At 67.4% G+C, this 24,260-nt stretch carries 20 protein-coding genes; 10 read left to right on the top strand and 10 right to left on the bottom strand.

Features of this window, described 5'->3' with window-relative positions; all coding sequences use genetic code 11:
* Window positions 1-76 precede the first annotated feature (76 nt).
* Window positions 77-1,123 carry a septation protein SepH gene (sepH, locus tag LC041_RS10780; RefSeq protein ID WP_226533094.1) on the top strand — a complete coding sequence of 349 codons (1,047 nt, stop codon included), beginning with the start codon at window positions 77-79 and terminating at the stop codon, window positions 1,121-1,123.
* Between the two features lie 29 nt (window positions 1,124-1,152).
* Here the strand turns inward: sepH and LC041_RS10775 are convergent, their stop codons facing one another.
* Window positions 1,153-2,274: an alkaline phosphatase family protein gene (locus LC041_RS10775; RefSeq protein ID WP_226533093.1), complete on the bottom strand. Its 1,122-nt coding sequence runs from the start codon at window positions 2,272-2,274 to the stop codon at window positions 1,153-1,155.
* Window positions 2,275-2,318: 44 nt separating this feature from the next.
* Here LC041_RS10775 and LC041_RS10770 point away from each other — a divergent pair, with 44 nt between their 5' ends.
* The gene (locus LC041_RS10770) at window positions 2,319-4,760 is read left to right on the top strand and encodes a DNA gyrase/topoisomerase IV subunit A (RefSeq protein ID WP_226533092.1); all 2,442 of its coding nucleotides are present in this window, start codon (window positions 2,319-2,321) and stop codon (window positions 4,758-4,760) included.
* Between the two features lie 56 nt (window positions 4,761-4,816).
* Here LC041_RS10770 and LC041_RS10765 read toward each other — a convergent pair whose 3' ends face one another.
* Window positions 4,817-6,955, bottom strand: a complete 2,139-nt coding sequence (locus LC041_RS10765) for a DNA gyrase/topoisomerase IV subunit B (protein ID WP_374197666.1) — start codon at window positions 6,953-6,955, stop codon at window positions 4,817-4,819.
* A gap of 181 nt (window positions 6,956-7,136) precedes the next feature.
* On the opposite strand from LC041_RS10765, the gene LC041_RS10760 reads away from it, so the two are divergent.
* Window positions 7,137-7,355: a DUF7455 domain-containing protein gene (locus LC041_RS10760; protein ID WP_226533091.1), complete on the top strand. Its 219-nt coding sequence runs from the start codon at window positions 7,137-7,139 to the stop codon at window positions 7,353-7,355.
* Window positions 7,356-7,376: 21 nt separating this feature from the next.
* Here LC041_RS10760 and LC041_RS10755 read toward each other — a convergent pair whose 3' ends face one another.
* Both LC041_RS10755 and LC041_RS10750 read right to left on the bottom strand, forming a co-directional pair.
* Window positions 7,377-8,417, bottom strand: a complete 1,041-nt coding sequence (locus LC041_RS10755) for an alanine racemase (protein ID WP_226533090.1) — start codon at window positions 8,415-8,417, stop codon at window positions 7,377-7,379.
* Window positions 8,414-9,118, bottom strand: coding sequence for an alanine racemase (locus tag LC041_RS10750; RefSeq protein WP_226533089.1), 705 nt, complete (start codon window positions 9,116-9,118; stop codon window positions 8,414-8,416). Before LC041_RS10750 ends, LC041_RS10755 begins: the two co-directional genes overlap by 4 nt.
* An 80-nt stretch (window positions 9,119-9,198) precedes the next feature.
* Between LC041_RS10750 and LC041_RS10745 the strand changes: the two genes are divergently transcribed.
* Window positions 9,199-10,215, top strand: coding sequence for a sugar-transfer associated ATP-grasp domain-containing protein (locus LC041_RS10745; protein WP_226533088.1), 1,017 nt, complete (start codon window positions 9,199-9,201; stop codon window positions 10,213-10,215).
* Between the two features lie 64 nt (window positions 10,216-10,279).
* Here LC041_RS10745 and LC041_RS10740 read toward each other — a convergent pair whose 3' ends face one another.
* The 3 genes from LC041_RS10740 to LC041_RS10730 form a co-directional block, all read right to left on the bottom strand.
* Window positions 10,280-10,975 carry a coenzyme F420-0:L-glutamate ligase gene (locus LC041_RS10740; RefSeq protein WP_226533087.1) on the bottom strand — a complete coding sequence of 232 codons (696 nt, stop codon included), beginning with the start codon at window positions 10,973-10,975 and terminating at the stop codon, window positions 10,280-10,282.
* Entirely contained in the window at window positions 10,972-12,213 is a 1,242-nt protein-coding gene (locus LC041_RS10735) for an RNA polymerase sigma factor (protein ID WP_226533086.1), read from the bottom strand. The genes LC041_RS10740 and LC041_RS10735 overlap by 4 nt, the downstream gene beginning before the upstream one ends.
* A 168-nt stretch (window positions 12,214-12,381) precedes the next feature.
* Window positions 12,382-13,323 (bottom strand): proteasome assembly chaperone family protein, encoded by a 942-nt coding sequence (locus tag LC041_RS10730; RefSeq protein WP_226533085.1) that lies wholly within the window; start codon window positions 13,321-13,323, stop codon window positions 12,382-12,384.
* Between the two features lie 113 nt (window positions 13,324-13,436).
* Here LC041_RS10730 and LC041_RS10725 point away from each other — a divergent pair, with 113 nt between their 5' ends.
* From LC041_RS10725 to sucB, 3 genes are all read left to right on the top strand, one after another.
* Window positions 13,437-14,909, top strand: coding sequence for a leucyl aminopeptidase (locus LC041_RS10725; RefSeq protein WP_226533084.1), 1,473 nt, complete (start codon window positions 13,437-13,439; stop codon window positions 14,907-14,909).
* Window positions 14,910-14,912: 3 nt separating this feature from the next.
* A complete protein-coding gene (gene lpdA, locus LC041_RS10720) occupies window positions 14,913-16,286 on the top strand; it encodes a dihydrolipoyl dehydrogenase (protein ID WP_226533083.1) in 1,374 nt (457 codons plus the stop codon).
* Between the two features lie 67 nt (window positions 16,287-16,353).
* On the top strand, window positions 16,354-18,093 hold the full coding sequence (gene sucB, locus LC041_RS10715; protein ID WP_226533082.1) for a 2-oxoglutarate dehydrogenase, E2 component, dihydrolipoamide succinyltransferase: 1,740 nt from the start codon (window positions 16,354-16,356) through the stop codon (window positions 18,091-18,093).
* Window positions 18,094-18,104: 11 nt separating this feature from the next.
* Here sucB and LC041_RS10710 read toward each other — a convergent pair whose 3' ends face one another.
* Window positions 18,105-19,622 carry a hypothetical protein gene (locus tag LC041_RS10710; protein WP_226533081.1) on the bottom strand — a complete coding sequence of 506 codons (1,518 nt, stop codon included), beginning with the start codon at window positions 19,620-19,622 and terminating at the stop codon, window positions 18,105-18,107.
* A 158-nt stretch (window positions 19,623-19,780) separates the two neighbouring features.
* On the opposite strand from LC041_RS10710, the gene LC041_RS10705 reads away from it, so the two are divergent.
* A complete protein-coding gene (locus tag LC041_RS10705) occupies window positions 19,781-20,491 on the top strand; it encodes a DUF4191 domain-containing protein (protein ID WP_226533080.1) in 711 nt (236 codons plus the stop codon).
* Window positions 20,492-20,548: 57 nt separating this feature from the next.
* Here LC041_RS10705 and LC041_RS10700 read toward each other — a convergent pair whose 3' ends face one another.
* On the bottom strand, window positions 20,549-21,736 hold the full coding sequence (locus LC041_RS10700; protein ID WP_226533079.1) for a RimK family alpha-L-glutamate ligase: 1,188 nt from the start codon (window positions 21,734-21,736) through the stop codon (window positions 20,549-20,551).
* A gap of 18 nt (window positions 21,737-21,754) precedes the next feature.
* Between LC041_RS10700 and LC041_RS10695 the strand changes: the two genes are divergently transcribed.
* Entirely contained in the window at window positions 21,755-22,246 is a 492-nt protein-coding gene (locus LC041_RS10695; RefSeq protein ID WP_226533078.1) for an ATP-dependent zinc protease family protein, read from the top strand.
* A 9-nt stretch (window positions 22,247-22,255) separates the two neighbouring features.
* Here the strand turns inward: LC041_RS10695 and LC041_RS10690 are convergent, their stop codons facing one another.
* Complete coding sequence (locus tag LC041_RS10690; RefSeq protein ID WP_226533077.1) at window positions 22,256-22,684, bottom strand: RDD family protein; 429 nt, start codon at window positions 22,682-22,684, stop codon at window positions 22,256-22,258.
* Between the two features lie 147 nt (window positions 22,685-22,831).
* Between LC041_RS10690 and glnA the strand changes: the two genes are divergently transcribed.
* On the top strand, window positions 22,832-24,256 hold the full coding sequence (gene glnA / locus LC041_RS10685; RefSeq protein ID WP_226533076.1) for a type I glutamate--ammonia ligase: 1,425 nt from the start codon (window positions 22,832-22,834) through the stop codon (window positions 24,254-24,256).
* The last annotated feature ends 4 nt before the right edge of the window (window positions 24,257-24,260 follow it).

Here is a 24,260-nt window from a genome sequence, read left to right as displayed (position 1 = left end):
GCACGCCCAGGCTATTCCCTGCCGCGCGGCCCCTCGCGTGACACCATGAACGGACACCCATCAGAGGGGCATTCGCATGGAAAACGTCACCATCGTCGGCACAGAAGCAGGAGTCCTCGTACTCGCGACCGAGTCGGGCGAGCGGTTCGCGCTGCCCATCGACGACATGCTGCAGCGCGAGATCCGCCGCGCCACCCGCCAGGCCGAACCGACCGCCCAGAAACTGGCGGCGAGTCCTCGTGACATCCAGGCACAGATCCGCGCCGGACTCACAGCCCCGGAGGTCGCCGAGCTGCTCGGCATCAGCGTCGAGGACGTCGCCCGATTCGAGGGTCCGGTCCTCGCCGAGCGAGAGCACATCATCGGACAGGCGCTCGCGGTGCCGGTCTTGATCGGCAGCGAGGTCGAACCCGATGCTCAGCCCACCTTCGGTGTCGCGGTTCGCGCCAAGCTCGCCGAGATCGAGGCGAGTGCCGAGCGCTGGGCCAGTTGGAAGGAGGACTCGGGGTGGACCATCAAGCTCGAGTTCACGGCCAACGATGTCGAGCACGACGCACGCTGGAGCTTCGATCCTCGCCGCAGCGCACTGTCCCCTCTGAACGCCGACGCCACGCAGCTCTCCCGCCAAGGCTCGCTTCCGGAGGGGCTCATCCCCCGTCTGCGCGCCGTCGAAGCCGACCGCACGACGTCGCCCTACAAGGATGAGAGCCGCTTCGACTCGGGCGCGTTCGGTCCGCGTCTCCTGCCGAACCCGGAGGTGGAGTTCGAAGATCCCTCCCTCCCTGAGCGCTCCGATCCCGCTGCGCAGGATGCCGCCATCAAGCGCGCACCGTCGACCCCCAGCACCAACCCCGAGACGGCTGATCTGCTCGAGGCTCTGCGCCGCCGCCGCGGACAACGCGAAACAGCGCCCCTCCTCGAGGACGCCGAGGACGCAGAGCGCTCCGACCCCATCTCCCTCTTCGACGCGCTGGAACAGCCGGAAGACGAGCCGGAGACGCCGCAGCCCGCATCATCACAGACCACCACTGCGGATTCGAGCGAGTCGAGTGGGCGACGACGCCGCCGGAACGCGATGCCTTCGTGGGACGAGATCGTCTTCGGTGCCCGCACGGACGAATGATCTCGAGCCGCGTCGCTGCGGCGCGGTGATCAGCGAGCGAACGCCCCGAGTCTGATCAGCGGAACCTGACGCTCCTCCGGGGTGAGCGCGCCATGTTGACCGACCATCGCCCGACCGCGTTGGTCGGCAGCCGTGCCGTCGTACACGGCCCAGGTCCCGCGCGCGATCACCAGCACATCCCCGATCCGTGATGCCGCGGCCTCGGTGACCGTGGGCCCGAAGAGGCGTGCGTTCATCGCGTCGCTCCGGGCGACGACATCCGCCATCCCCTGGAGGTCGGACCGCCAGCGCGTGACCACGTCACCGGCACCGACATCAGGCTCGAGATAGGCGTGCAGCATCCGGGGTTCACCGCCGAGATGACGGATGCCGGCGAGATGCTCCTCCTCCAGGACGACCTGGCGCTTCTGCGGTACGTCGACCATGCCGTGGTCGGATGCGACGAGGACGCCGACCCCCGGAGGAACCCGTGCCGCGAGCGCCGCATCGACATCCTCCAACGCTGCCACCCACTCGCGTGAGGCGATGCCGTGCTTGTGACCGGCCTTGTCGACCTCGGGGAGGTAGCAGTAGACGAGAGCCCCCGGGTGGGTCTGAGCGAGCGCGTAGGCGGCTTCGATCCGCGCCGCCGCGGTGTCTGCCGCGACGAACTCCGCACCGCGAAGGGTCGCCTTCGTGAAACCGCTGTTCGCGTAGGCGGAAAGCCCCACGGCGAAACTCGCGTGACCTTTGCTGCCGGCCCGCTCGAAAATCGTCGGTGCCGTCTGCCAGCTGAGCGGGTCGATGCCGTCGCTCTCCCAGCCGCTCAGCTGGTTGACGAGCACATCGCGACTCGGATCCAGCACACGGTAGCCCACGAGGCCGTGCTCACCGGGCCATACTCCGGTGGTGATACTGGTGAGAGCCGCCGCCGTCGTCGAAGGGAACACCGACTGGGCGACGTCCTTCTTCGCCATGCCCCCCGTCAGCGCACGCGCGTGGCCGGCGTGTCCGCGAAGACTGATCGCGCCGAGGCCGTCGATGACGACGAGGACGACCGATTCGGCGCGGGGAAGCACCGCGGACTCGCCACGCAGCGCGGCGAACAGGTCTGCCGCCACCCCGACGACGCTCCGGGCGCTCGACGACTCGGACGGTAGCATGAGGGACATCCGAGCCAGTCTGACACAGGCTCCCGTACGCCCTCAGGAAGTCCATGCCGAAAACTCCGCCGCCCGAGCCCGTCGAGGAGCGCATCCAGGACATCGACCTCTCCACGGAGATGCAGGGTTCGTTCCTCGAGTATGCCTACTCGGTGATCTATTCGCGGGCTCTGCCCGACGCGCGCGACGGCCTCAAGCCCGTCCAGCGCCGCATCCTCTATCAGATGGCCGAGATGGGCCTGCGCCCGGATCGCGGCCATGTGAAGAGCGCCCGCGTCGTCGGTGAGGTCATGGGCAAGCTCCACCCCCACGGCGACTCCGCGATCTACGACGCACTCGTGCGCCTGGCGCAGGAGTGGGCGCTGCGCGTTCCGCTCGTCGACGGTCACGGCAACTTCGGTTCCCTGGACGATGGTCCTGCTGCTGCCCGGTACACCGAGGCCCGCCTGGCGGCTGCGGCGCTGGCCCTCACCGAGAACCTCGATGAGGACGTGGTCGACTTCATCCCGAACTACGACGGGCAGTTCCAGCAGCCGGCAGTGCTGCCGGCCGCGTTCCCGAATCTCCTCGTCAACGGTGCGAGCGGCATCGCGGTCGGAATGGCCACCAACATGGCCCCGCACAACCTCATCGAGGTCGTCGCCGCCGCGACCCACTTGCTCGAGAACCCGGACGCCACGACGGAAGAGCTCATGGAGTTCGTCCCCGGGCCGGACTTCCCCTCCGGCGGGATCCTGATGGGTCTGGACGGCGTCAAGGACGCGTACACCAACGGGCGCGGCGCCCTCAAGGTGCGGGGAAAGACCTCCGTCGAGCCCCTCGGCCCGCGGCGCACCGGGATCATCGTCTCGGAACTGCCGTACATGGTCGGCCCCGAGCGCCTGATCGAGAAGATCCGCGATGCGGTGCAGTCCAAGAAGCTGCAGGGCATCAGCGACGTCACCGACCTCACGGACCGCAACCACGGACTGCGCGTCGCGATCGGCGTGAAGACGGGTTTCGACCCGAACGCCGTCCTCGAGCAGTTGTACCGCCTCACTCCACTCGAGGACTCCTTCAGCATCAACAATGTCGCGCTCGTCGAGGGCCAGCCGCGCACCCTCGGCCTCAAGGAGATGCTGAGCGTCTACGTCGGTCACCGCCTCGAAGTGATCGCACGGCGTAGCCGGTACCGCCTCGCCCGTCGCGAGGAACGTCTCCACCTCGTTGAAGGCCTCCTCATCGCGATCCTCGACATCGACGAGGTCATCCAGGTCATCCGCTCCTCCGACGACTCGGAGCAGGCCCGGACCCGTCTGCGTTCGGTGTTCGATCTGAGCGAGCTCCAGGCCGAGTACATCCTCGAGCTGCGGCTGCGTCGCCTGACGAAGTTCTCGCGCATCGAGCTCGAGAGCGAGCGTGACGCCCTGCTCGCCGAGATCGCCTCGCTCCGCGAACTCCTCGGAAGCCCTGTGTTGCTCCGCGCGGCGGTCGCCAGAGAGTTGGACGCCGCTGCCGACGCCTACGGCACACCTCGCCGGACGCTCCTGATGAACGCGGCCCCTCCGAAGCCACGGGCGACCAAGGGCGCGGTCGACCTGCAGATCGCAGACGCCCCCACGGTGCTCGTCCTCTCGACCACCGGCAGAGCCGTGCGCGTCGATCTCGGCGAGGGCCAGGAGCTCACCGTTCCGGCGCGCCGCAGCAAGCACGACGCCATCCTCGCGACGGTGGAGACCACGGTACGTGCCGAGATCGGGGCGCTGACCACTCTCGGACGCGTCGTGCGGTTCTCCCCCGTCGACCTCCCCTCGGTCCCGTCTTCCTCGGTGCAGCTGGCGGCCGGAACGCCCTTGCGCGACTACCTGGGTATCACCGCCAAGAACGAGCGCATCCTCGGGTTCGTGCGCTTCGACAGCGATACCCCGGTCGCCCTCGGCACCGCTCAAGGAACGGTGAAGCGCATCGTTCCCTCAGCGCTCCCCACCCGTCCCGAGATCGAGGTCATCAACATGAAGGCCGGCGACACCGTCGTCGGCGCAGCAGAGGCACCGGATGACGCCGAGATGGTGTTCGTCACGACCGACGCCCGGCTGCTCCATTTCCCGTCGTCTGCCGTGCGCCCCCAGGGGGCCCCTGCCGGCGGCATGGCCGGGATGAAGCTCGGCTCGGGAACCTCCGTGCTCTTCTTCGGCGTCGTCGACCCGATGACCGACGCGGTCGTCGCCACGGTATCCGGCGGTGAGAGCATCCTGCCGGGGACGGATCCGGGCCGCGCGAAGGTGTCGTCGTTCGCCGAGTACCCCGCCAAGGGGCGAGCGACGGGTGGCGTTCGCGCGCACTCCTTCTTGAAGGGTGAGGATCGGCTCACGGTCGCCTGGGTGGGCTCCGCTCCGGCGCAGGCGGTGGATCCGACCGGTGCGGTGCGCAAGCTCCCCGAGGCTGGTGCCCGTCGCGACGCCTCAGGCCAGCCGATCGACGGTGTGATCGGGAGCATCGGACGCACGATCGTGTGACGTCGTCCGGGAGGTCCGTCGCCGGCGGCCTCCCGGATTCCTCCGAAGCGCTCTGGTCAGGCGTCGATCGACTCGCGCGAGAGCCGATCGGAGGAGTCGATGATGAACTCGCGACGCGGGGCCACCTCGTTGCCCATCAAGAGCTCGAACATTCGACCCGCTGCCTCCGCGTCCTCCATACGCACACGACGCAGCAGACGCCCGGAGCGGTCCATGGTCGTATTGGCCAGCTGCTCGGCATCCATCTCGCCGAGTCCCTTGTAGCGCTGGATCGGCTCATGCCAGCGCTTGCCGGCCTTGCGGAGCTTGGCGAGCAGAGTCTGCATCTCCTGCTCGCTGTACGTGTAGATCGTCTCGTTCGGCTTCGAGCCCGGGTTCATCACGATCACCCGATGCAGCGGTGGGACGGCGGCGAAGACACGGCCGTCCTCGATCAGAGGCCGCATGTAGCGGAAGAACAGGGTCAGCAACAGCGTGCGGATGTGCGCGCCGTCGACGTCGGCGTCACTCATCAGGATGATCTTGCCGTAGCGTGCCGCGCCGAGATCGAACGTACGGCCCGAGCCGGCGCCGATCACCTGGATGATCGACGCGCACTCCGCGTTCGAGAGCATGTCACCCACGGAAGCCTTCTGCACGTTGAGAATCTTGCCGCGAATCGGGAGGAGCGCCTGGAACTCACTGTTGCGTGCGTTCTTGGCCGTACCGAGAGCCGAATCACCCTCGACGATGAACAACTCGCTGCGCTCGACCTCGTTCGCGCGGCAGTCGACCAGCTTCGTCGGAAGCGTCGAGGATTCGAGTGCATTCTTACGTCGCTGGGTCTCCTTGTGGGCGCGAGCCGAGACACGGGCCTTCATCTCGGAGACGATCTTGTCCAGGAGCTGCGATGCCTGGTTCTTGTCGTCGCGCTTGGTCGACGTGAAGCGCTGCGCGAGATCCTTGCGGATCACCTGCGCCACGATCTGTCGCACGGCCGGGGTCCCGAGGACCTCCTTGGTCTGGCCTTCGAACTGCGGCTCGGGAACGTTGACGGTGAGCACCGCCGTGAGCCCGGCCAGCACATCATCCTTCTCGAGCTTGTCGTTGCCGACCTTGAGCCGGCGGGCGTTCTGCTCGACCTGGGTGCGGAGGACCTTGAGCAGCTCCTGTTCGAAGCCCTGCTGATGGGTTCCGCCCTTGGGCGTCGCAATGATGTTGACGAACGAGCGGATGCGCGTGTCGTAGCCGGTTCCCCAGCGCAGCGCGATATCGACCGCGCACACGCGCTCCACTTCGGTGGCGATCATGTGCCCGTCGGCCTGGAGCACCGGGACTGTCTCCTTGAACGTCCCTTCACCCTGGATGCGCCAGGTGTCGGTCACCGGAGGATCGATCGCGAGGTAGTCGACGAACTCGGAGATGCCGCCCTCGTAGAGGTACGAGGTCTCCACCGATTCGGGGGCGGCGACGGCCGCAGCTCCCTCCTCATCGGCGACGTTCGAAACCTCGGGGGCAGCACCCGCGCGCTCATCCTTCACCACGATCTCGAGACCGGGAACGAGGAACGCGGTCTGCCGGGCGCGGGTCTCGAGCTCAGCGAGCTGGAACGCCGCGTCCTTCGTGAAGATCTGACGATCCGCCCAGTAGCGCACACGAGTGCCCGTGACACCTCGTGGGGCCTTGCCGACGACTCGCAGCTCACTCTTCTCTTCGAAGGGGGTGAACGGCGCGTCAGGACGCTTCTCGCCCGAGTCCTGGAATATGCCCGGTTCGCCACGGTGGAAGGACATCGCGTAGGTCTTGCCGCCGCGATCGACCTCGACGTCGAGCCGCTCGGAGAGCGCATTCACCACCGAAGCACCGACGCCGTGCAGGCCACCCGACGCGGCGTAGGAGCCCCCGCCGAACTTCCCGCCCGCGTGCAGCTTCGTGTAGACGACCTCGACGCCGGTCAGACCGGTGCGGGGTTCGACGTCGACGGGGATGCCGCGTCCGCGGTCATGAACTTCCACACTGCCGTCACCGTGCAGGATGATGTCGATCTTCGCGCCGTTGCCGGCCACCGCCTCGTCGACGGAGTTGTCGATGATCTCCCAGAGGCAGTGCATGAGCCCCGGCGAGCCGTTCGACCCGATGTACATGCCCGGGCGCTTGCGGACAGCCTCGAGCCCTTCAAGCACCTGGAGGTGATGGGCAGAATACTCGGCATTCACAATCTCCGAGTCTATTCTCGCCGCTCCCGCTCGGGCTGCCGACACTCCCCACGCGGAGCCAGTCGGTTGCGCACGCGTACGCGCTGAGCGAAACACGCCGCAAACCGGGCATGTACACAGGTGCAGCGTGGTTGTATTGACCAAATCACGAAGCGAAGCCGACACCCGAGGAGGCACCGAGATGAACGCAACGACCGAACGTGACACCTCCACCGTCGAGTTCCGCCTGACCGCCATGGATCGTTGTGATTCCTGCGGCGCCCAGGCGTACATCGCCGCCGAGGTGAACGGTTCCGAGCTCCTGTTCTGCGCCCACCACGGTCGCAAGTACGAGGAGAAGCTCCGTAGCGTCGCCACCAGCTGGCACGACGAGACCGCGCGTCTCCTCGAGGCGGTCTGATCGCCCGCGACGGACGAACCCTCAGTCGACGACGGCCCTGCGCACGCGCGCGGTGAGCCGGGTGAGGATCTCCTCGCCGACCGTGTCGATGCGCTCTGCGAGCGTGGTCGCGGAAGACTCCCCGTGCGCGCCCGCGCCGAACAGCGTCACCTCGTCACCCGCACTCGCTCCCGGCCAGCGCCCGACGATCGAGGTCGTGTGCCCTACGGCCGTGAGCGTCCGGGGCCCCCGCGGCGTCCCCACGCTGACACCCCGCAACGTCGATGGAAGGCCGTCGAAGCTGCCGATCGAGATCACTGCATCGTCGCCGCCGACCTCGACCACCGTCGCCACCAGACTTGCCGCAGGTCGAACACCCTCGAGGTCCGGCCCCTCCGCGGATCGGATGCCGTAGCAGAACGCGCCGATGCGCGAGACCGAACCACGCATCTCCGGACGCCACCACGAGGCAGCTGATGCGGTCAGATGCAGTGCGGGCGGAACGGGACCGGACTCCCCCACCACACCGACCGCATCCAAGAACACCGCCTGAGCATCATCATCCTCGGCATCGCTCGCCTCGGCTATGTGACTCCAGACGCCCTCCAGCTCGAGGAGGCCTGCGGCCTCCGCCGCCCGCGCCTCCGCGACGACGCCGGCCCAGTCCTCCGGCAGGATGCCGTTTCGGTGCAGGCCGGTGTCGATCTTCAAGTGCACCCGGGCTTGCGCGCCCAACGCATCTGCGCGGGCGATGATGCGCTGCAGATACTCGGCGGTGCCGACCCCGAGGTCGATACGGTGCAGCAGGGCATCGTCGACCTCCGCGTCCGTCGATGTGGCCCACGCGAACACGCGTGCGTCTCTTCCGGCGAGACGCCGAACCTCCGAGCCGCTTGCGATGTCGTAGCTCCCGAACCAGTCGATGCCCGCCTTCGAAGCCGTTTCGACCGCCCATGCCAGGCCGTGACCGTAGGCATCGTCCTTGAGCACGAGCATGAGGGTCGACGGTGCGATGCGCGCTCGAACGGCCTCGACGTTCGCGCGGAAGACGGCACTGCTGATCCGCAGCTGCGGCCGGGTCATGCCTCCCACCCCCGCACAGCGTGTGCGCCCGCAACCGTGACGAGCTCCGCCGCCTCCATGCCGGTGATCGCGCTCCACCGCGCGACTCCCGCCTGCGCCGTGCCTCGCCCTCCGAAGTAGGTGACCTCCGAGCCGACATCCAGATCGGAACCTTGGAGATCGACGACGCAGACGTCCATGGCGACCCGTCCGATGATGGGTCGCGCAACGCCGTCGACGTCGACGTGGGCCTGATTTCCGAGTGCGCGGACGACTCCTTGCGCATAACCGCCGGTCACCAGCGCCACCGTGGTCTCTGCAGGTGCACGATATGTGTACCCGTACGACACCGCGTCCCCGGCCCGCAATCGCTTGACGGACAGCACATGGCCACTGAGGCGCATCACCGGCTGCGTCGCGAGGACGCCCTGCTCGTCCGGGAGCCCGTAGAGCAGAGTCGGTTCGATGTCCGCCTCCTCCGAGGTCACCCCGACGATCCCCTCCAACCGCAGCGCCTCGATCTCTCCGACGGAGTCGACCAGCACCCGTTCGGCGCCTGCCGCGGTCACCGCCTGTGCGACCGCGAGGATTCCGTGACCCCAGGCATCGCGTCGCAGATCCGCGATACGACCGCCGACTTGTACAGCCGCCGACGCTCCTGCCGCCAACGCCGAGCGGGAGATCATCGCGAACGGCAGGGCGCTGGAAGTCGTCTCACACACGTCCTCCACCCTAGCTTCCGGCTCCCAGGTCGACCTCCGAGTCCCCCGTAGACTGGAGGAGACCCCGACCCTGGAGCCACATGTCTCGTCTTTCCCTCGCGCCCCGCATCCGCTATCTGCTGGGACGTGCACGCCGCATCGATGTCGGATCGGTGGTGGAACGGGCCAAAGAGGCATCGGAACAGCACCACAAGGCGGTTCCTGCCATCGTCATAGACATGCTCTGGTCCGCGGCACGGCACAACGTCGGCTTCCAGGACTACATCGACTACGACTTCGCCATGCTCACCAGGGCGGAGCGTGAGACGTACATGACCCACCCCGTCTCGAATCAGCTCTCGCAGCGATTCGACCACCCCGACTACCGCTGGATCTTCCAGGACAAGGTCGAGTTCGACAAGCAGTTCTCGCGCTTCCTGAAACGCGAGTGGTTGACGGTCGAGGAAGGGAACGCCGATGCGGTGCGCGAGCTGACCGAACGCCTCGGCACGATCGTCACGAAAGAGCCGGTCGGGCAGGCGGGAACCGGTGTGCATCGCTATCACGCGGCGGACATCGAGGACTGGGACGAGTTCCATCGCGGGCTGCTGGACCGCGGCGAGCTCCTCATCGAAGAGGTGATCCGCCAGCACGACGCGCTCGCCGCCGTCTGCCCCGGCACCGTCAACACGACGCGCATCACCGCGTTCTTCGACGGGGAGAAAGCGCACATCCTCGCCATGGCGCAGAAGTTCGGCCGCGGCGCCGTCAGCGACCAGATGACGTTCGGGGGCTTCTACACGATGCTCGACCAGAACGGACACGCGATCGGCGCCGGCTACGACTCCCACGGGCACGTGCACGAGACGCATCCGGACTCGGGCTTCCGCATCGCCGACTTCCAGTTGCCGTACATGGACGAGGTTCGTGCCTTCATCGATGACGTCGCGCGCGTCGTACCGCAGGTGCAGTACGTGGGCTGGGACATCGTGGTGTCGCCGGACGGCCCCGTGCTCGTCGAGGGCAACTGGGGTGCCGGCGTATACGAGAACAAGCCCAGCGTGACCGGGATCCGCACCGGCCACAAGCCGCGCTACCGCGAGGTCATCGGCTTCTGAGGCAGATGGAGAAGGCCCCGGACGCGATGCGCGTCCCGGGGCCTTCTCTCCAGGTCTGAGCGGGTCAGACTGCCCGGACGATCCCGAGCGGCGTGGACTCCAGTCCCTGACCGAGCGGGTTGTCTCCGAGGATCTTCACGAGCCGGTGCTCACCGTCCTTGTCGAGCGTCGAGCCGAGGATGTTGCCTCCGAGGTCGTTGATGTCGACCACCGCGACCTCTGCCTGTCCACCGATCAGAGCCTTCAGCCGACGGGCGACGCCATCCGGGTCCTTGGGCCCGAGCACGACCGCCTCGTTGTAGGGCGGGATCGTGTGCTTGGTGGGACCGTCGATGGCGCGCGCCTTGTCTCCGGCGATGCGGTAGAAGTCACCACGGCGACCGAACGCCTTGGTGACGGCGGCCACGGCGGACGCGAACAGGATTCGAGGCGTTCCGCATTCGCGAAGAGCCATCTCCATCGTCTCCGGCATGCCGAGTCCGATTCCGTACGGCGTGCGTGTGACGTACTTCGACAGGAAGAGCGCGAGCTTTCGCGGCGTGATCTCGTCGAGACGGTATGACCGCCCCTGCGTGATCGCCACGATCTTCTCGGTCACGAACAGCAGGTCTCCCGGCTGCACCGCATCCTTCGCATACTCCGTGATGACGGCATCCAGGTCGTCTTCGGGCATTACCACCCGAGTGCGCAGAGGGATGCGCGCATAGGTTCTGCCGTCGACGCTCGTCTCGAGTGCCTTGCCGTCATTCGCCTGGCTCATTCGAGGTAGTCCCGCAGCGACTGCGAGCGGCTCGGGTGCCGGAGCTTCGCCATGGTCTTCGACTCGATCTGGCGGATGCGCTCGCGCGTCACCCCGAACGTGTCACCGATCTGGTCGAGGGTCTTCGGCTGACCGTCTCCCAGTCCGAAGCGCATGCGGATAACACCGGCCTCGCGCTCGGACAGTGAGTCCAGGAGCTGCTCGAGCTGGCGCTGCAGCATGGTGAAGCCCACGGCATCCGCCGGCACGACGGCCTCGGTGTCCTCGATGAGATCACCGAACTCGCTGTCGCCGTCCTCACCGAGCGGCGTGTGCAGGGAGATCGGCTCACGGCCGTACTTCTGGACCTCGACGACCTTCTCGGGCGTCATGTCCAGCTCACGGCTGAGCTCCTCCGGAGTGGGCTCGCGCCCGAGGTCCTGCAACATCTGACGCTGCACGCGAGCGAGCTTGTTGATGACCTCGACCATGTGCACGGGGATGCGGATCGTGCGGGCCTGGTCGGCCATGGCGCGCGTGATGGCCTGACGGATCCACCAGGTGGCGTACGTCGAGAACTTGAAGCCCTTGGTGTAGTCGAACTTCTCGACCGCGCGGATGAGACCGAGGTTGCCCTCCTGGATCAGATCCAGGAACTGCATGCCACGACCCGTGTAGCGCTTGGCGAGCGAGACAACGAGTCGGAGGTTGGCTCCGAGCAGATGGCTCTTCGCGCGCTGACCGTCACGGGCGACCCACTGCAGATCGAGTCCGAGCTGACTCGTCTTCTCGGCCGGCGTCATCGCGGACAGCTTCTCCTCTGCGAAGAGACCGGCCTCGATGCGCATCGCGAGCTCGACCTCTTCGGCCGCATTCAGCAGAGCGACCTTGCCGATCTGCTTCAGGTAGTCCTTGACCGGGTCGGCCGTGGCACCGGTGATCTGGGTCGAGTAGACCGGGACGTCTTCGTCGTCGTTCGACGAGATGACGATCGCGCCGGTCGGCAACGGCTCCGTGAACTTCGGCTTGGAGTCCTCGTCCTCTTCGTCGCCATCCTCCGCAGCGACGACAGGCGCGTCGTCTTCTTCGACGACGTCGTCGGACTTCTTCTTCTTGACCGGGGCGCGCTTGGCCGCGGCACGCTTGGCGGCGCTCAAAGGCGCGGGCTTCTCAGACGCTTCGGCCTCGACCTGGGCGTCGACGGCGGTCTCAGCGGCAGCCTTCTTCGTCCGGGTGTTCTTCGTCGTGGCAGGAGTCACGTTTCGCCTTTCACGGGGCGAATCTCTCGCCCCGGGACATTTCGGACACTAGTAAGACCCTTGTCAAGTCCAGTGTTCGAAAACGCCGATTGACAACGGGTCAGAGTCCTAGTATCGCACACGTGTGACGATGCCGGCACATTCCGACGAAGTTGTCGTCGGATGACCTCAACCGCGGCCGGGCTTGTCCTCGTCACCGGAGGGCCGGGAGGCGAGATAACGCTCCAGTTCTGCCGCCAGCTCGTCGGCGCTGGGGAGATCGCGCTCGCTGAACCCACCCTCGTCGTAGGCGTCGTCGTCGGGATTCCGTCCCGCCATGTAGGCGTCGTATCGCCGCTCGAGGTTGTGCACCATCTGCTGGAGCTCGTCATTCCCGGCGACCTGCTCGTCGACGCGGGCGACGTAGTCTTCGCGGCGCTCCTGCACCTCATCCAGCATCAGCACGAGCCCCGCCGAGGCCATCAGTCGCTCGGCGGCAGCGATCACCGCATCCGGGTTCTCCGTCTCGGCCAGGTAATGCGGCACCAGCAGCACGAAACCCACGGCCCTGTCACCGCGCTCGACGAAACGGAACTCCAGCAGGTGCCCGGCGGTCGCCGGTACCTGGGTGCGCGGACGCCACACGGAGTGCGCGACGGTCAGCTCACGGCGATTGCCGCTGACCGTCGTGCCGATGGGCCGCGTGTGCGGAACGGGCATGGCGATCGAATGCACCCAGTGGAACCCGGAGACCTCGAATTCGGCGGCCAGCGCGAGGACGGTGTCCGCGAAGCGGTTCCATGCGAAGTCGGGCTCGTAGCCGGCGAGGAGCAGGAACGGACGGCCGAGGGCATCCGTCGCGAGCGAAAGCTCGAGCCGCGACGGCGTGAACTCGGTGAGGTGGTCCTGATCGAACGAGATCACCGGACGCCGAGCGCGGTAGTCGAGGAGAGCATCGTTGTCGAAGACGACGACGGGCTCCGGAGAGGCCGTCGCACGCAGGTGGTCGATGAGCCCGGAGACGGCACTGCCCGCGTCCGTGAAGCCGGTGAGAAGCAACACCAGTGGCAGGCCGTGCGGCACTGACGGCGCATTCGCGACGCGTTCGTGAATCTCTCCGGAGAAGGGCATGTGTCCATGCTACGAGCAGGCCCAGGCACCTGGCCCCGAGCCGTCTCGCTGAGAGCGAACACACCCATCCGACGCGCGACACCCCGCACCGGCGGAGATCCTAGGATGGAGACATGACGCTTCCCGTGCTCTCGCACACCACCGCTCAGTTCCCCGGAAGCGCTGCCGATGCCGCAGTGCTCGTCGTCGCCGCTCTCCCCGAGTCGGCGGAATCACTGGCCGGTTATCCCGGCCTCGCGGACGCCCTGGCCGGTGTCGGGTTCACCGGCTCGGCCGGATCCTTCACCCGCGTGTATGCACCCGATGTCACCTCCCTGCCGTTCGCCGTCGTCGGGGCCGGCAACGCGCCGGATGCCGCGGCGGTGCGCAATGCGGCCGGCACGGCGCTGCGAACGCTCACCGGCTTCGAGCACGTCGCGCTCGCCCTCGCCGACGGGCTCGAAGGCTTCGCCTCGGCCGCCGCGGAGGGCGCTGTGCTCGGTGGGCACAAGTTCGACGGTTATCGCACCGAGAAGGGCAAGACGCGCGCCGGCGCGATCACCCTGCACGCCGTGCTCGACGACGACGACGCCGAGCACGCCCAGGTCATCGGCGACGCGGTCGCCCTCATCAAGGACCTCGTGAACGTCCCCGCCGAATGGCAGAGCCCCGCGCAGCTCGCGCAGAGTGCGGCCGACAGCGTCGCCGATCTCGATGTCACGGTCGAGATCCTCGACGAGAAGGCTCTCGAAGAGCAGGGCTTCGGGGGAATCCTGGGCGTGGGACAGGGTTCTGACCGTCCGCCGCGTCTCGTTCGGCTCGACTACTCCCCTGCCGGCGCGGAACGCCACATCGCGCTGGTCGGCAAGGGCATCACGTTCGACACCGGCGGTCTTTCACTCAAGCCCGCCGCCTCGATGGTCGGCATGAAGTTCGACATGGCGGGGGCCGCGACGTCTCTCGCCGCAGTCCGGGCTATCGCCGCGCTCCGCCTTCCCGTCCGCGTGACGGCTTGGCTCTGCATCACCGACAACATGCCCTCCGGGAGAGCATTGCGCCCCGGCGATGTGATCCGCATCCTTGACGGCACCACGGTGGAGGTCCAGAACACCGATGCGGAAGGCCGCCTCGTCCTCGCAGACGGTCTCGTCGCCGCGAGCCGAGAGAACCCGGACGTCATCATCGACGTGGCGACTCTCACGGGAGCCATCGTGGCCGCTCTCGGCCACCGACACACAGGAGTCTTCGGCGACGTCGAGACCGTGTCCTCGTTCATCTCCGCGACCGCGCAGGTCGACGAGCCCGCGTGGCACATGCCGCTGCCGGACTATATGGAGGAGTCGCTGGAGTCGCCCATTGCGGATCTCCAGAACGCGAACATGAGCGACCGGATGGGCGGCGCATCCTATGCAGGACTGTTCCTGCGTCGCTTCGTCGGTCGCACCTCGGACGCCGACGACGCCCCCCGTATCCCGTGGGTGCACCTCGACATCGCGGGGTCCGGCGAACACGCCGGCGCACCGTACGGCTTCACTGAGAAGGGCCCCACCGGAGCGATGGTCCGATCGATCATCGCCTTCGCCGAAGCATCCCACAAGGAGGCATGACCTATGACAACCCACACCTTCGACATCGTCGTCCTGGGCGGCGGGAGCGGCGGATACGCCGCCGCATTGCGCGCAAGCGAACTCGGCAAGTCCGTCGCGCTGATCGAGAAGGACAAGGTAGGCGGAACCTGTCTGCATCGCGGATGCATCCCGACCAAGGCGCTGCTGCACGCGGCCGAGGTCGCCGAGCACGTGCGCGACGCAGCCTCCGTCGGCGTGACGGCCACGCTGGAGGGCGTCGACCCGGCAGGTGTCCGCACGTATCGTGAGGGCATCGTCGCCAAGAAGTTCAAGGGACTCGAGGGGCTCGTCAAGGCACGCGGGATCACCACGGTCGCCGGACTCGGGAAGCTCAACCCGGACCGCAGTGTCAGCGTCGGCGACGACGTCTACGTCGGCACAGATGTCGTGCTCGCTACCGGCTCGTACAGCCGATCGCTCCCCGGCCTCGAGATCGGCGGGCGCGTCCTCACGAGCGAGCAGGCTCTCGCCCTCGACGTCATTCCGGAGCGCGTCCTCATCCTGGGCGGCGGCGTGATCGGAGTCGAGTTCGCCAGCGTATGGCGTTCCTTCGGCTCGGAGGTCACGATCATCGAGGCACTTCCCCACCTCGTCCCGAACGAGGACATCGCGCTCAGCAAGGGTCTGGAGCGGGCGTTCCGCCGCCGCGGCATCCAGTACTCTCTCGGGACCCGGTTCCAGAGCGCGGTTCAGGACGATTCCTCCGTCACCGTCACGCTCGAAGACGGGAAGGAGTTCACCGCCGACTACCTGCTCGTCGCCGTCGGGCGAGGTCCCGTGACCGCCGACCTCGGCTTCGAGGAGGCGGGGGTCACGCTCGACCGTGGCTTCGTGACCGTCGACGAAGACCTGCGAACCGGGGTTCCGGGGCTCTGGGCCGTCGGCGATATCGTCCCCGGCCTCCAGCTCGCGCATCGCGGCTTCCAGCAGGGCATTGCCGTCGCCGAACGGATCGGGGGTCTCTCCCCGGTGAACATCCCCGACGTGCAAATCCCCAAGGTCACCTACTCCAGTCCCGAGGTCGCCTCGGTCGGCGTGACCGAAGAAGCGGCTGCCGCCGAACACGGTGCGGACGCGATCGTCGCCTACGAGTACAACCTCGCCGGGAACGGCAAGAGCGAGATCATCGGAACCGGCGGCCTCGTGAAGATCGTCCGCCTCAAGGACGGTCCTGTCCTCGGTGTGCACCTTCTCGGCGATCGCGTCGGCGAGCTCATCACCGAGGGGCAGCTCGCCGTCGCCTGGGAAGCGCACCCCGAGGACATCGCTCCTCTGATCCACGCCCACCCGACCCAGAGCGAGGCGCTCGGCGAGGCCTTCCTCGCTCTTGCCGGCAAGCCCCTGCACGCCCTCTGAGCACCAACCGGTGCCCGAGTCACTAAGCTAGACAAGCGTCATACAACTTCCTGAAGGAGACTCAGTCATGAGCACATCCGTCGTCCTCCCCGCTCTCGGCGAGAGCGTCACAGAGGGTACGGTCACCCGCTGGCTCAAGCAGGTGGGAGACACCGTGCAGGCGGACGAGGGCCTGCTCGAGATCTCGACCGACAAGGTCGACACCGAGATCCCCTCCCCTGTCACCGGCGTGATCGAGGAGATCCTCGTGGCCGAGGACGAGACCGTCGAGGTCGGCGCCCTCCTGGCCCGCATCGGCGACGGCAGCAGTGCGGCTCCGGCCGAGGACGCCCCGGCAGCTGCCGCCCCGGCAGCGGAAGAAGCGCCCGCCGAAGCAGCACCCGAGGCACCCGCTCCGGCTGAGCCGGCGGCACCTGCGGCGGAGACACCCGCTCCCGCCGCTGAGTCCGCACCGTCGGCGCCCGCGGGCGATGCGACCGACATCGTGCTTCCGGAATTGGGCGAGAGCGTCACCGAGGGTACCGTCACCCGCTGGCTGAAGCAGGTGGGTGACGAGGTCGCCGTCGACGAGGCTCTTCTGGAGATCTCCACCGACAAGGTCGACACCGAGATCCCCTCGCCGGTCGCCGGCGTGCTGCAGGAGATCGTTGCCGGCGAAGACGAGACCGTCGCCGTCGGCGCCGTGCTCGCCCGCGTCGGTTCGGGTGCAGCACCTGCGCCCTCCTCTGCGCCGGAGGCTCCCGCCGCCGAGGCACCCGCCGAGGCACCCGCCGCCACTCCGGCGCCGGCCGCCGAGGCACCCGCTGCTACCCCGGCACCGGCAGCCGAAGCGCCGTCTGCCGCTCCCGCTGCTCCGGCGCCCGCTGCTCCGGCCGCCCCGAAGCTCACGCTGCCGACGGAGAGCGACAACCTGTACGTGACTCCCCTCGTGCGGCGTCTGGCCTCACAGCAGGGCGTCGATCTGGCATCCGTCCGCGGAACCGGCGTCGGGGGTCGCATCCGCAAGGAAGACGTTCTGAAGGCCGCCGAGGCCGCGTCTGCTGCGCCCGCCGCGGCCGGCGCTCCCGCCCCGGCACCGCTCGAGGTCTCTCCGCTGCGCGGTACGACTCAGCCGATGTCGCGTCTGCGGAAGGTCCTCGCGAAGCGCGCGGTCGAGTCGATGCAGCAGACCGCTCAACTGACGACGGTCGTCGAGGTCGATGTCACGGCTCTCGCCGAGTACCGCGACAGCGTCAAGGCATCCTTCCTCGAGAAGACGGGCGACAAGCTCTCCTTCCTGCCCTTCTTCGCGCTGGCGACCGCCGAGGCCCTCCAGGCTTTCCCGATCATCAACGCCACGGTCGACGGTGAGAACATCGTGTACCCGGCCAGCGAGAACGTGTCGATCGCTGTCGACACCGAGCGCGGGCTGCTCACGCCCGTGCTGCGTGACGCCGCATCGAAGAACATCGCGCAGATCGCTCACGAGATCGCTGATCTGGCCGCCCGCACCCGCGACAACAAGCTGAAGCCCGACGAGCTCGCCGGGGGAACGTTCACGCTGACCAACACGGGTTCCCGCGGCGCTCTGTTCGACACCCCGGTGGTCTTCCTCCCGCAGTCGGCCATCCTGGGCACGGGAACGGTCGTGAAGCGTCCCGGTCTCGTGAAGGTCGGCGGCGCAGATGCCATCGCTGTCCGGTCGTACGTGTACCTCGCGCTCTCCTACGACCACCGGATCATCGACGGTGCGGACGCGGCCCGCTTCCTGGGCGCCGTCAAGTCCCGTCTCGAGTCGGCTCAGTTCGCCGCTCAGCTCGGCGCCTGATCCGAGAGAACTCACCCTGGCTGGTCCGCGACGTCATACACGTCGCGGACCAGCCATTCCTCTGGCGTGCGAAGAAGAACGACGATGAGATGCCCTGACGTGCCGGTCTCTTCGTCCCCCTCTCCGCCAACTTTGACGCGCACGACAGCGACGTCGCCGTACTCATCGACCAACTCGAACGTCGGTGTTCCATCCTTCGCCGCGTCGAGAGCAGCCATGACACCGGTTGCCCCCTCGGCGACGGCCTCCCGGCACAAAGCATCGCCTTGAGCCCGGCAGCCGTCGATGGCATCGAGCAGCACCGCTGCCACCGTGGCTGGGTCGGCTTCCGATGGGGCGAGTTCGTCCGGCTCGGAAGTCTCCTCGTCGGCGTCGGCCGATCCGACGGGGCGTCTGGTGTCCGCTGCCCCTTCGGATTCCGACCCGGTCTCGGAGAGGGAGACCGCCGACGGCTCCGGAGAAGCCGGACCGCCCTCGACATCCGCTGCCTCTCCGGAGTCGCCGCCACTCGGCCACAGCAGTCCGGCTGCCAAGACCACCGACGCTGCCGCACCCGCGATGATGAGAACACGCCGCCGTCGCGATGCCTCGATGCTCCCGCGGCCCCCGGCCTCCGTCGATCGGCTCGACGCGTCTGAGGGCACAGACCCCGCTCGTCCCCTCACCATGCCGCCGAGCACACGGACGAAGGCGCCCACTGCCCGCACCGGATGCGCACTTCTCGTGTCATCGCGCGAGCGGGACCTCTCCCCCCTCAGGTGTCGACGATCACGCGGGATCTCTGCCGATCGCGGCGCTTCCGCACGTCCCGCCGACACGCGAACGTCCTGCGACGCGATGGCTCGCGCGACCTCCCGAGCGCGCTCCGGGGGGTGCAACGCGAGATCGAGCGGTTCCGGGGCAGCGACGGTCAGCAGCTCCTGCTCCCACGACGCGAGCAGCTTGACCGGGAGGCGTGGCTGCGCTGCTGTCTTCTCCACGCCTCGCCCGATGCTCTCGAGCACCCGCCTGACCACCTTGTCCGGGGTGTGCTCACGCAGCCGCCCGAGGATGGCGCCGACCCCCTCGCGCGCATCCGCTCCCTGTCCGAGGACGAAGACCGGACGGCCGCCGTCGGTCACCCACCACTCCCCACTGCGGGTCTCCTCGGGGCCCTCCCCGACCTCCTGGAGACCGCGCAGCAGGCTTATGACGAGGGTGCTGCACTCCCCAGGTGTCAGCGCTGCCCCCGCAGCCGCGCGACGGACCAGGAACCCCAGCACCCGGTCCGTGCACCACGGCAGCAGTACGTCGTGCCCTCCCCGACGACGCACCACATCGATGGGCGCGGCGACATGCTCCGCCCCGGCATGACGCCATCCCACCCACCCGCTGAGTGCCGCCGCATCGACGCGCACGGCCACCCCGTCCCCAGCGGTGACGAGCGCACCGGCGAAGGGTCCTTCCGCGCCGTCGAGAGTGCGGACCACCCGGTGCGCCCCGGGAAGGAGCACCGCTCGTCGTCCGCCGCCCGCCTCGTACTCAGCCATCGCTCCATCAGAGCGCACCGCGTGGTCACGGTGTGACCTCCGGGGGCAATGTGAATGGAGTCGGCCGGTTTTCACATATGTGCAGGAGGGGTGCGATCCTCTCCGCTTCGCGCGAACGCCGACATCACGGGGCCCGTTGACTCGGTAGGCTGGTGCTCATGGCAAAGCGTGCTCCTGAACCCGAAAAGCGTCCTGGGTTCTTCTCCCAGATCAAGTCCCTCTTCCGGTTCACCCGCGAGGCTTACGCATGGCTTCCCTGGGCACAGCTCGCCATCCTGATCGGCGGCGTTCTCCTCGGCCTCGTCGCCGGCTATCTGATCCCGCCCTTCCAGGTCTGGACCCTCATCCTCTGGGGCATCACCGGCCTGATGCTGGGCATCCTCGGTGCCCTGTTCCTCATGACGCGCCTGTCGACGTCGGCCATGTACGCGAAGATCGACGGCATGCCCGGCGCCACCGGCCACGTGCTCAGCACCAGTCTCGGGCGCAAGTGGCAGGCCTCGGAGACGCCCGTCGGAATCAACCCGAAGACGCAGGAGGCCGTCTATCGTACGATCGGCCGCGGCGGCATCGTGGTCGTGGGGGAAGGTGCGCGCGGCCGACTGACCCGCCTGGTCAACGAGGAGCGCAGCAAGGCACAGCGCGTCGCTCACGGTGTCCCGATCACGGTGCTCTACGTCGGACACGGCGAAGACGAGGTCGCGATCGCCGACCTGGCGAAGACGATCAAGAAGATCCCCAAGGCGATCGACAAGGCCACCATGGCCGCCGTCATCCGCCGTGTGGAGTCCGTGTCGCAGTCGCTGTCCTCGCTGCCGATTCCGAAGGGGATCGACCCCACGAAGGTGCGCTCCCAGCGTCCGCGTTGATCTGACACCCGAACGAAGAACGCGGCCGTCCTCTTTCGAGGGTGGCCGCGTTCTCGCTCATTCCGAGAGCGGCTGACGTGGCAGGCGGCGGACCTTCGCGCGACGACGGCGTCGCTCGGGGATCATCGAACGCATCTCGTCGAGCTTGCCGAAGCAGAACAGTCTGTCGTCCGCTTCCAGCACGACGTGCTTGCGGGGATTGGGGATCACGCTGACACCACGGTGGAGCGTGAGGACCGTGATGTCACGCTCCCAGAGACCGGCTTCGCCAAGGGTCTTCCCGACCAGATCGACCGCGCCGTGCACCATGAGCTCGGCGACGCCGTAGCCCGCGGAAACGGTCAAGCGCTGCCGCACGTCGATCTCGGGGAACGCGACCTGCCCGGCGATGTAGTCGATGATCGCACCGGCGACGTCGAGCTTCGTCGCGGTCTCGATGCCCTGAAGCCCCGGCGAGGAGTTGACCTCCATGATCAGGGGCCCGTCGTCGCCCTCGAGCATGTCCACACCGGCGACGCGCAGCCCCATGATCTGGGCGGAACGCACGGCCGCACGCTCGTAGGCGGGATCGAGTTCGACGGCCTCGACGGAACCGCCGCGGTGCACGTTCGAACGGAACTCGTCACCGGCGGCCGAACGGCGCATCGCCGCGACCACACGGTCACCGACCACCAGTGCCCGGATGTCGCGCCCACGGCTCTCGGAGATGAACTTCTGGATCAGGACGTTCTGCTTCGTGGAATGCAACGTCTCGATGATCGCCTCCGCCACCTTCACCTGCGGAGCGAGGATGACGCCGATCCCCTGCGTGCCCTCCAGAAGCTTGATCACGACGGGGGCGCCACCGACCCGCTCGATCGCCGGCCGCACGTCGGCGCGGTTGCGCACGAAAGCGGTCGGTGGCATCGCGATGTTGTGACGTGACAGGATCTGGTTCGCCCGCAGCTTGTCGCGGGCACTCGAGATCCCGTTGGCGGTGTTCGGCGTGTAGACGTCCATCTGCTCGAACTGCCGCACCACGGCGGTGCCGAAGTACGTGATCGAGTTGCCGATGCGCGGCAGGATGGCGTCGTAGTCGCTCAGCTGGCGTCCGCGATAGTGGAGGTCGGGTTCGTCGGCTGTCAGGTCGATCGCGAACCGCAGGGTGTTGAGCACCTTGACGTTGTGTCCGCGCTGAAGCGCCGCGGCGCGCAGTCGCTGTGTGGAATACGCCTGCGGCGCGCGGGAGAGCACTGCGATCTTCACGGGGAGTTTCCTGCCAGGATGTATCAGGTGAGTAGGTCTACCCCCCATTCAAACACCCTTACGGGGTGGCGAGAATGGGTGAGCCTGCCCGATCTCGGGGTGGACTGGATCAAGGCCAAGATCGACACGGGAGCGCGCACCTCGTCGTTGCACGCTTTCGACATCCTGGAGTTCGAACAGGACGGCGAGACGTGGGTCCGGTTCAAGGTCAAGCCGTGGCAGGACAGCCAGGAGGATGCCGTGGTCGTGGAGTGTCCCGTACACGACCGTCGTGCCGTGCGCAGCTCTTCGGGGCATGCGCAGGAGCGCCTCGTGGTGGAGCTGATGATCCGTCTCGTGGACCGCGAAGTGCTCGCCGAGGTGACACTGAGCAACCGCGACGAGATGGGATTCCGCATGCTCATCGGGCGCGAGGCGCTTCGACAGGGATTCTCCGTCGACCCGGCGCGCTCGTTCCTCGGAGGCCGCGCGCCCCGCGAAGCGCGACGACGCAACCGCGGGAAGGCCTGAGCGCGAGACTCAGGCGCGGATCAGGATCGTCCCGATGGCTTTGTCATGGAGGCCGCGCTGATCGGTATCCCAGATGACCGCAGGTACGACGACCACCAGCAGCAGCGTGCGCACCACAGGACGCCAAAGTCCGACCCAGCTGCCGTCTCGCCGGACCAGACGCATCCCGAGGATGCGGTGGCCCGGGCTGCCGCCGGCGGTCGGAATGAAGAGGATCTGCAGCACCGCGAAGACGAGCATCGGCGCGAACTGGGTGAGACCCGCCTCCGTGGGGAGCGCGAACTGGTCATATCCGAGGAAGCCCGTCGCGATGATCGTCGCTGCGGCGTAGTCGATCAGCAGGGCGCCGATCCGCCGACCGGGGCGGGCGATGCTCCCGGTACCCGATTCCGGAAGTCCGAGTCGCTCGCCGGGGTACGTGTTCACAGCATCCGTCACTCCCCCAGCCTACCGAGCCGGAAAAGTCGCGCTGACGACCTCGCGCCTGTAACACGCCCGAAACAAAGCGGATACCGTAGAGAAATCCCCCGTCCGTACTCTGCAGAGTGGCCGTGAAGCCATCGATCCGCATTACAGGAGTCGTACATGTTCAAAGATTCGTCCGAAGTACTGACCTACATCAAGGAGAACGACGTCAAGTTCCTTGACATCCGCTTCACCGATCTCCCGGGTGTTCAGCAGCACTTCAACATTCCTGCATCGACGGTCGACGAGGCATTCTTCACCGACGGCCAGCTGTTCGACGGTTCCTCGATCCGCGGCTTCGCGAGCATCCATGAGTCGGACATGCAGCTCATCCCCGACGTCACGACGGCGTACGTCGACCCGTTCCGCGAGGCGAGCACGCTCGTCATGCTCTTCGACATCTACAACCCGCGCACCGGCGAGATCTACTCGAAGGACCCGCGCCAGGTCGCCAAGAAGGCCGAGAAGTACCTGGCATCCACCGGTATCGCCGACACGGCCTTCTTCGCCCCCGAGGCGGAGTTCTACATCTTCGACGACGTCCGCTACTCCGTCACCGCCGGTGAGAGCTTCTACAAGGTGGACTCCGAGGAAGCGGCGTGGAACACCGGTCGTGAAGAAGAGGGCGGCAACCTCGCCAACAAGACTCCCTACAAGGGCGGCTACTTCCCGGTGAGCCCGGTCGACAAGACCGCCGACCTGCGCGACGACATCACCCTCAAGCTCATCGAGTCCGGCTTCACGCTCGAGCGTTCGCACCACGAGGTGGGAACCGCCGGACAGCAGGAGATCAACTACCGCTTCGACACGATGGTCCACGCGGCAGACGACATCCTCAAGTTCAAGTACATCGTCAAGAACACCGCGCAGGAGTGGGGCAAGGTCGCGACCTTCATGCCCAAGCCTCTCTACGGTGACAACGGCTCGGGCATGCACACGCACCAGTCGCTGTGGAACGACGGCGAGCCGCTGTTCTACGACGAGGCCGGCTACGGTCAGCTCAGCGACATCGCGCGCTGGTACATCGGCGGCATCCTGGCACACGCGCCGGCGCTGCTCGCGTTCACCAACCCGACCCTGAACAGCTACCACCGTCTGGTCAAGGGCTTCGAGGCTCCGGTCAACCTGGTCTACTCGGCCGGCAACCGTTCCGCCGCGATCCGCATCCCGATCACGGGATCCAACCCGAAGGCCAAGCGCATCGAGTTCCGCGCACCCGATGCCTCCGGCAACCCCTACCTCGCCTTCGCCGCCCAGCTGATGGCCGGCCTCGACGGGATCAAGAACCGCATCGAGCCGCACGAGCCGGTCGACAAGGACCTCTACGAGCTCCCGCCCGAGGAGGCCAAGGACATCCCGCAGGTCCCGAACTCCCTGCTCGACTCGCTCGACGCGCTGGCGGCCGACCACCAGTTCCTCCTCGAGGGCGGCGTGTTCACCAAGGAGCTCATCGAGACCTGGATCTCCTACAAGTACGAGAACGAGATCCTGCCGATGGCGCAGCGCCCGCACCCGTTCGAGTACGAGCTGTACTTCGGGGTCTGACGGC

This window comes from Microbacterium paraoxydans (genome assembly GCF_020524545.1).
Taxonomy (GTDB): Bacteria; Actinomycetota; Actinomycetes; order Actinomycetales; family Microbacteriaceae; genus Microbacterium; species Microbacterium paraoxydans_C.
The sequence above is the reverse complement of the archived record's forward strand: the minus strand, read 5'-3'. Positions and strand labels throughout refer to the sequence as shown.

Coding starts and splice junctions, on each gene's coding strand:
- sepH (WP_226533094.1), top strand. CDS start 77: ATGGAAAACGTCACCATCGTCGGCACAGAAGCAGGAGTCCTCGTACTC.
- LC041_RS10775 (WP_226533093.1), bottom strand. CDS start 2,274: ATGTCCCTCATGCTACCGTCCGAGTCGTCGAGCGCCCGGAGCGTCGTC.
- LC041_RS10770 (WP_226533092.1), top strand. CDS start 2,319: ATGCCGAAAACTCCGCCGCCCGAGCCCGTCGAGGAGCGCATCCAGGAC.
- LC041_RS10760 (WP_226533091.1), top strand. CDS start 7,137: ATGAACGCAACGACCGAACGTGACACCTCCACCGTCGAGTTCCGCCTG.
- LC041_RS10755 (WP_226533090.1), bottom strand. CDS start 8,417: ATGACCCGGCCGCAGCTGCGGATCAGCAGTGCCGTCTTCCGCGCGAAC.
- LC041_RS10745 (WP_226533088.1), top strand. CDS start 9,199: ATGTCTCGTCTTTCCCTCGCGCCCCGCATCCGCTATCTGCTGGGACGT.
- LC041_RS10740 (WP_226533087.1), bottom strand. CDS start 10,975: ATGAGCCAGGCGAATGACGGCAAGGCACTCGAGACGAGCGTCGACGGC.
- LC041_RS10730 (WP_226533085.1), bottom strand. CDS start 13,323: ATGCCCTTCTCCGGAGAGATTCACGAACGCGTCGCGAATGCGCCGTCA.
- LC041_RS10725 (WP_226533084.1), top strand. CDS start 13,437: ATGACGCTTCCCGTGCTCTCGCACACCACCGCTCAGTTCCCCGGAAGC.
- lpdA (WP_226533083.1), top strand. CDS start 14,913: ATGACAACCCACACCTTCGACATCGTCGTCCTGGGCGGCGGGAGCGGC.
- sucB (WP_226533082.1), top strand. CDS start 16,354: ATGAGCACATCCGTCGTCCTCCCCGCTCTCGGCGAGAGCGTCACAGAG.
- LC041_RS10710 (WP_226533081.1), bottom strand. CDS start 19,622: ATGGCTGAGTACGAGGCGGGCGGCGGACGACGAGCGGTGCTCCTTCCC.
- LC041_RS10705 (WP_226533080.1), top strand. CDS start 19,781: ATGGCAAAGCGTGCTCCTGAACCCGAAAAGCGTCCTGGGTTCTTCTCC.
- LC041_RS10695 (WP_226533078.1), top strand. CDS start 21,755: ATGTATCAGGTGAGTAGGTCTACCCCCCATTCAAACACCCTTACGGGG.
- glnA (WP_226533076.1), top strand. CDS start 22,832: ATGTTCAAAGATTCGTCCGAAGTACTGACCTACATCAAGGAGAACGAC.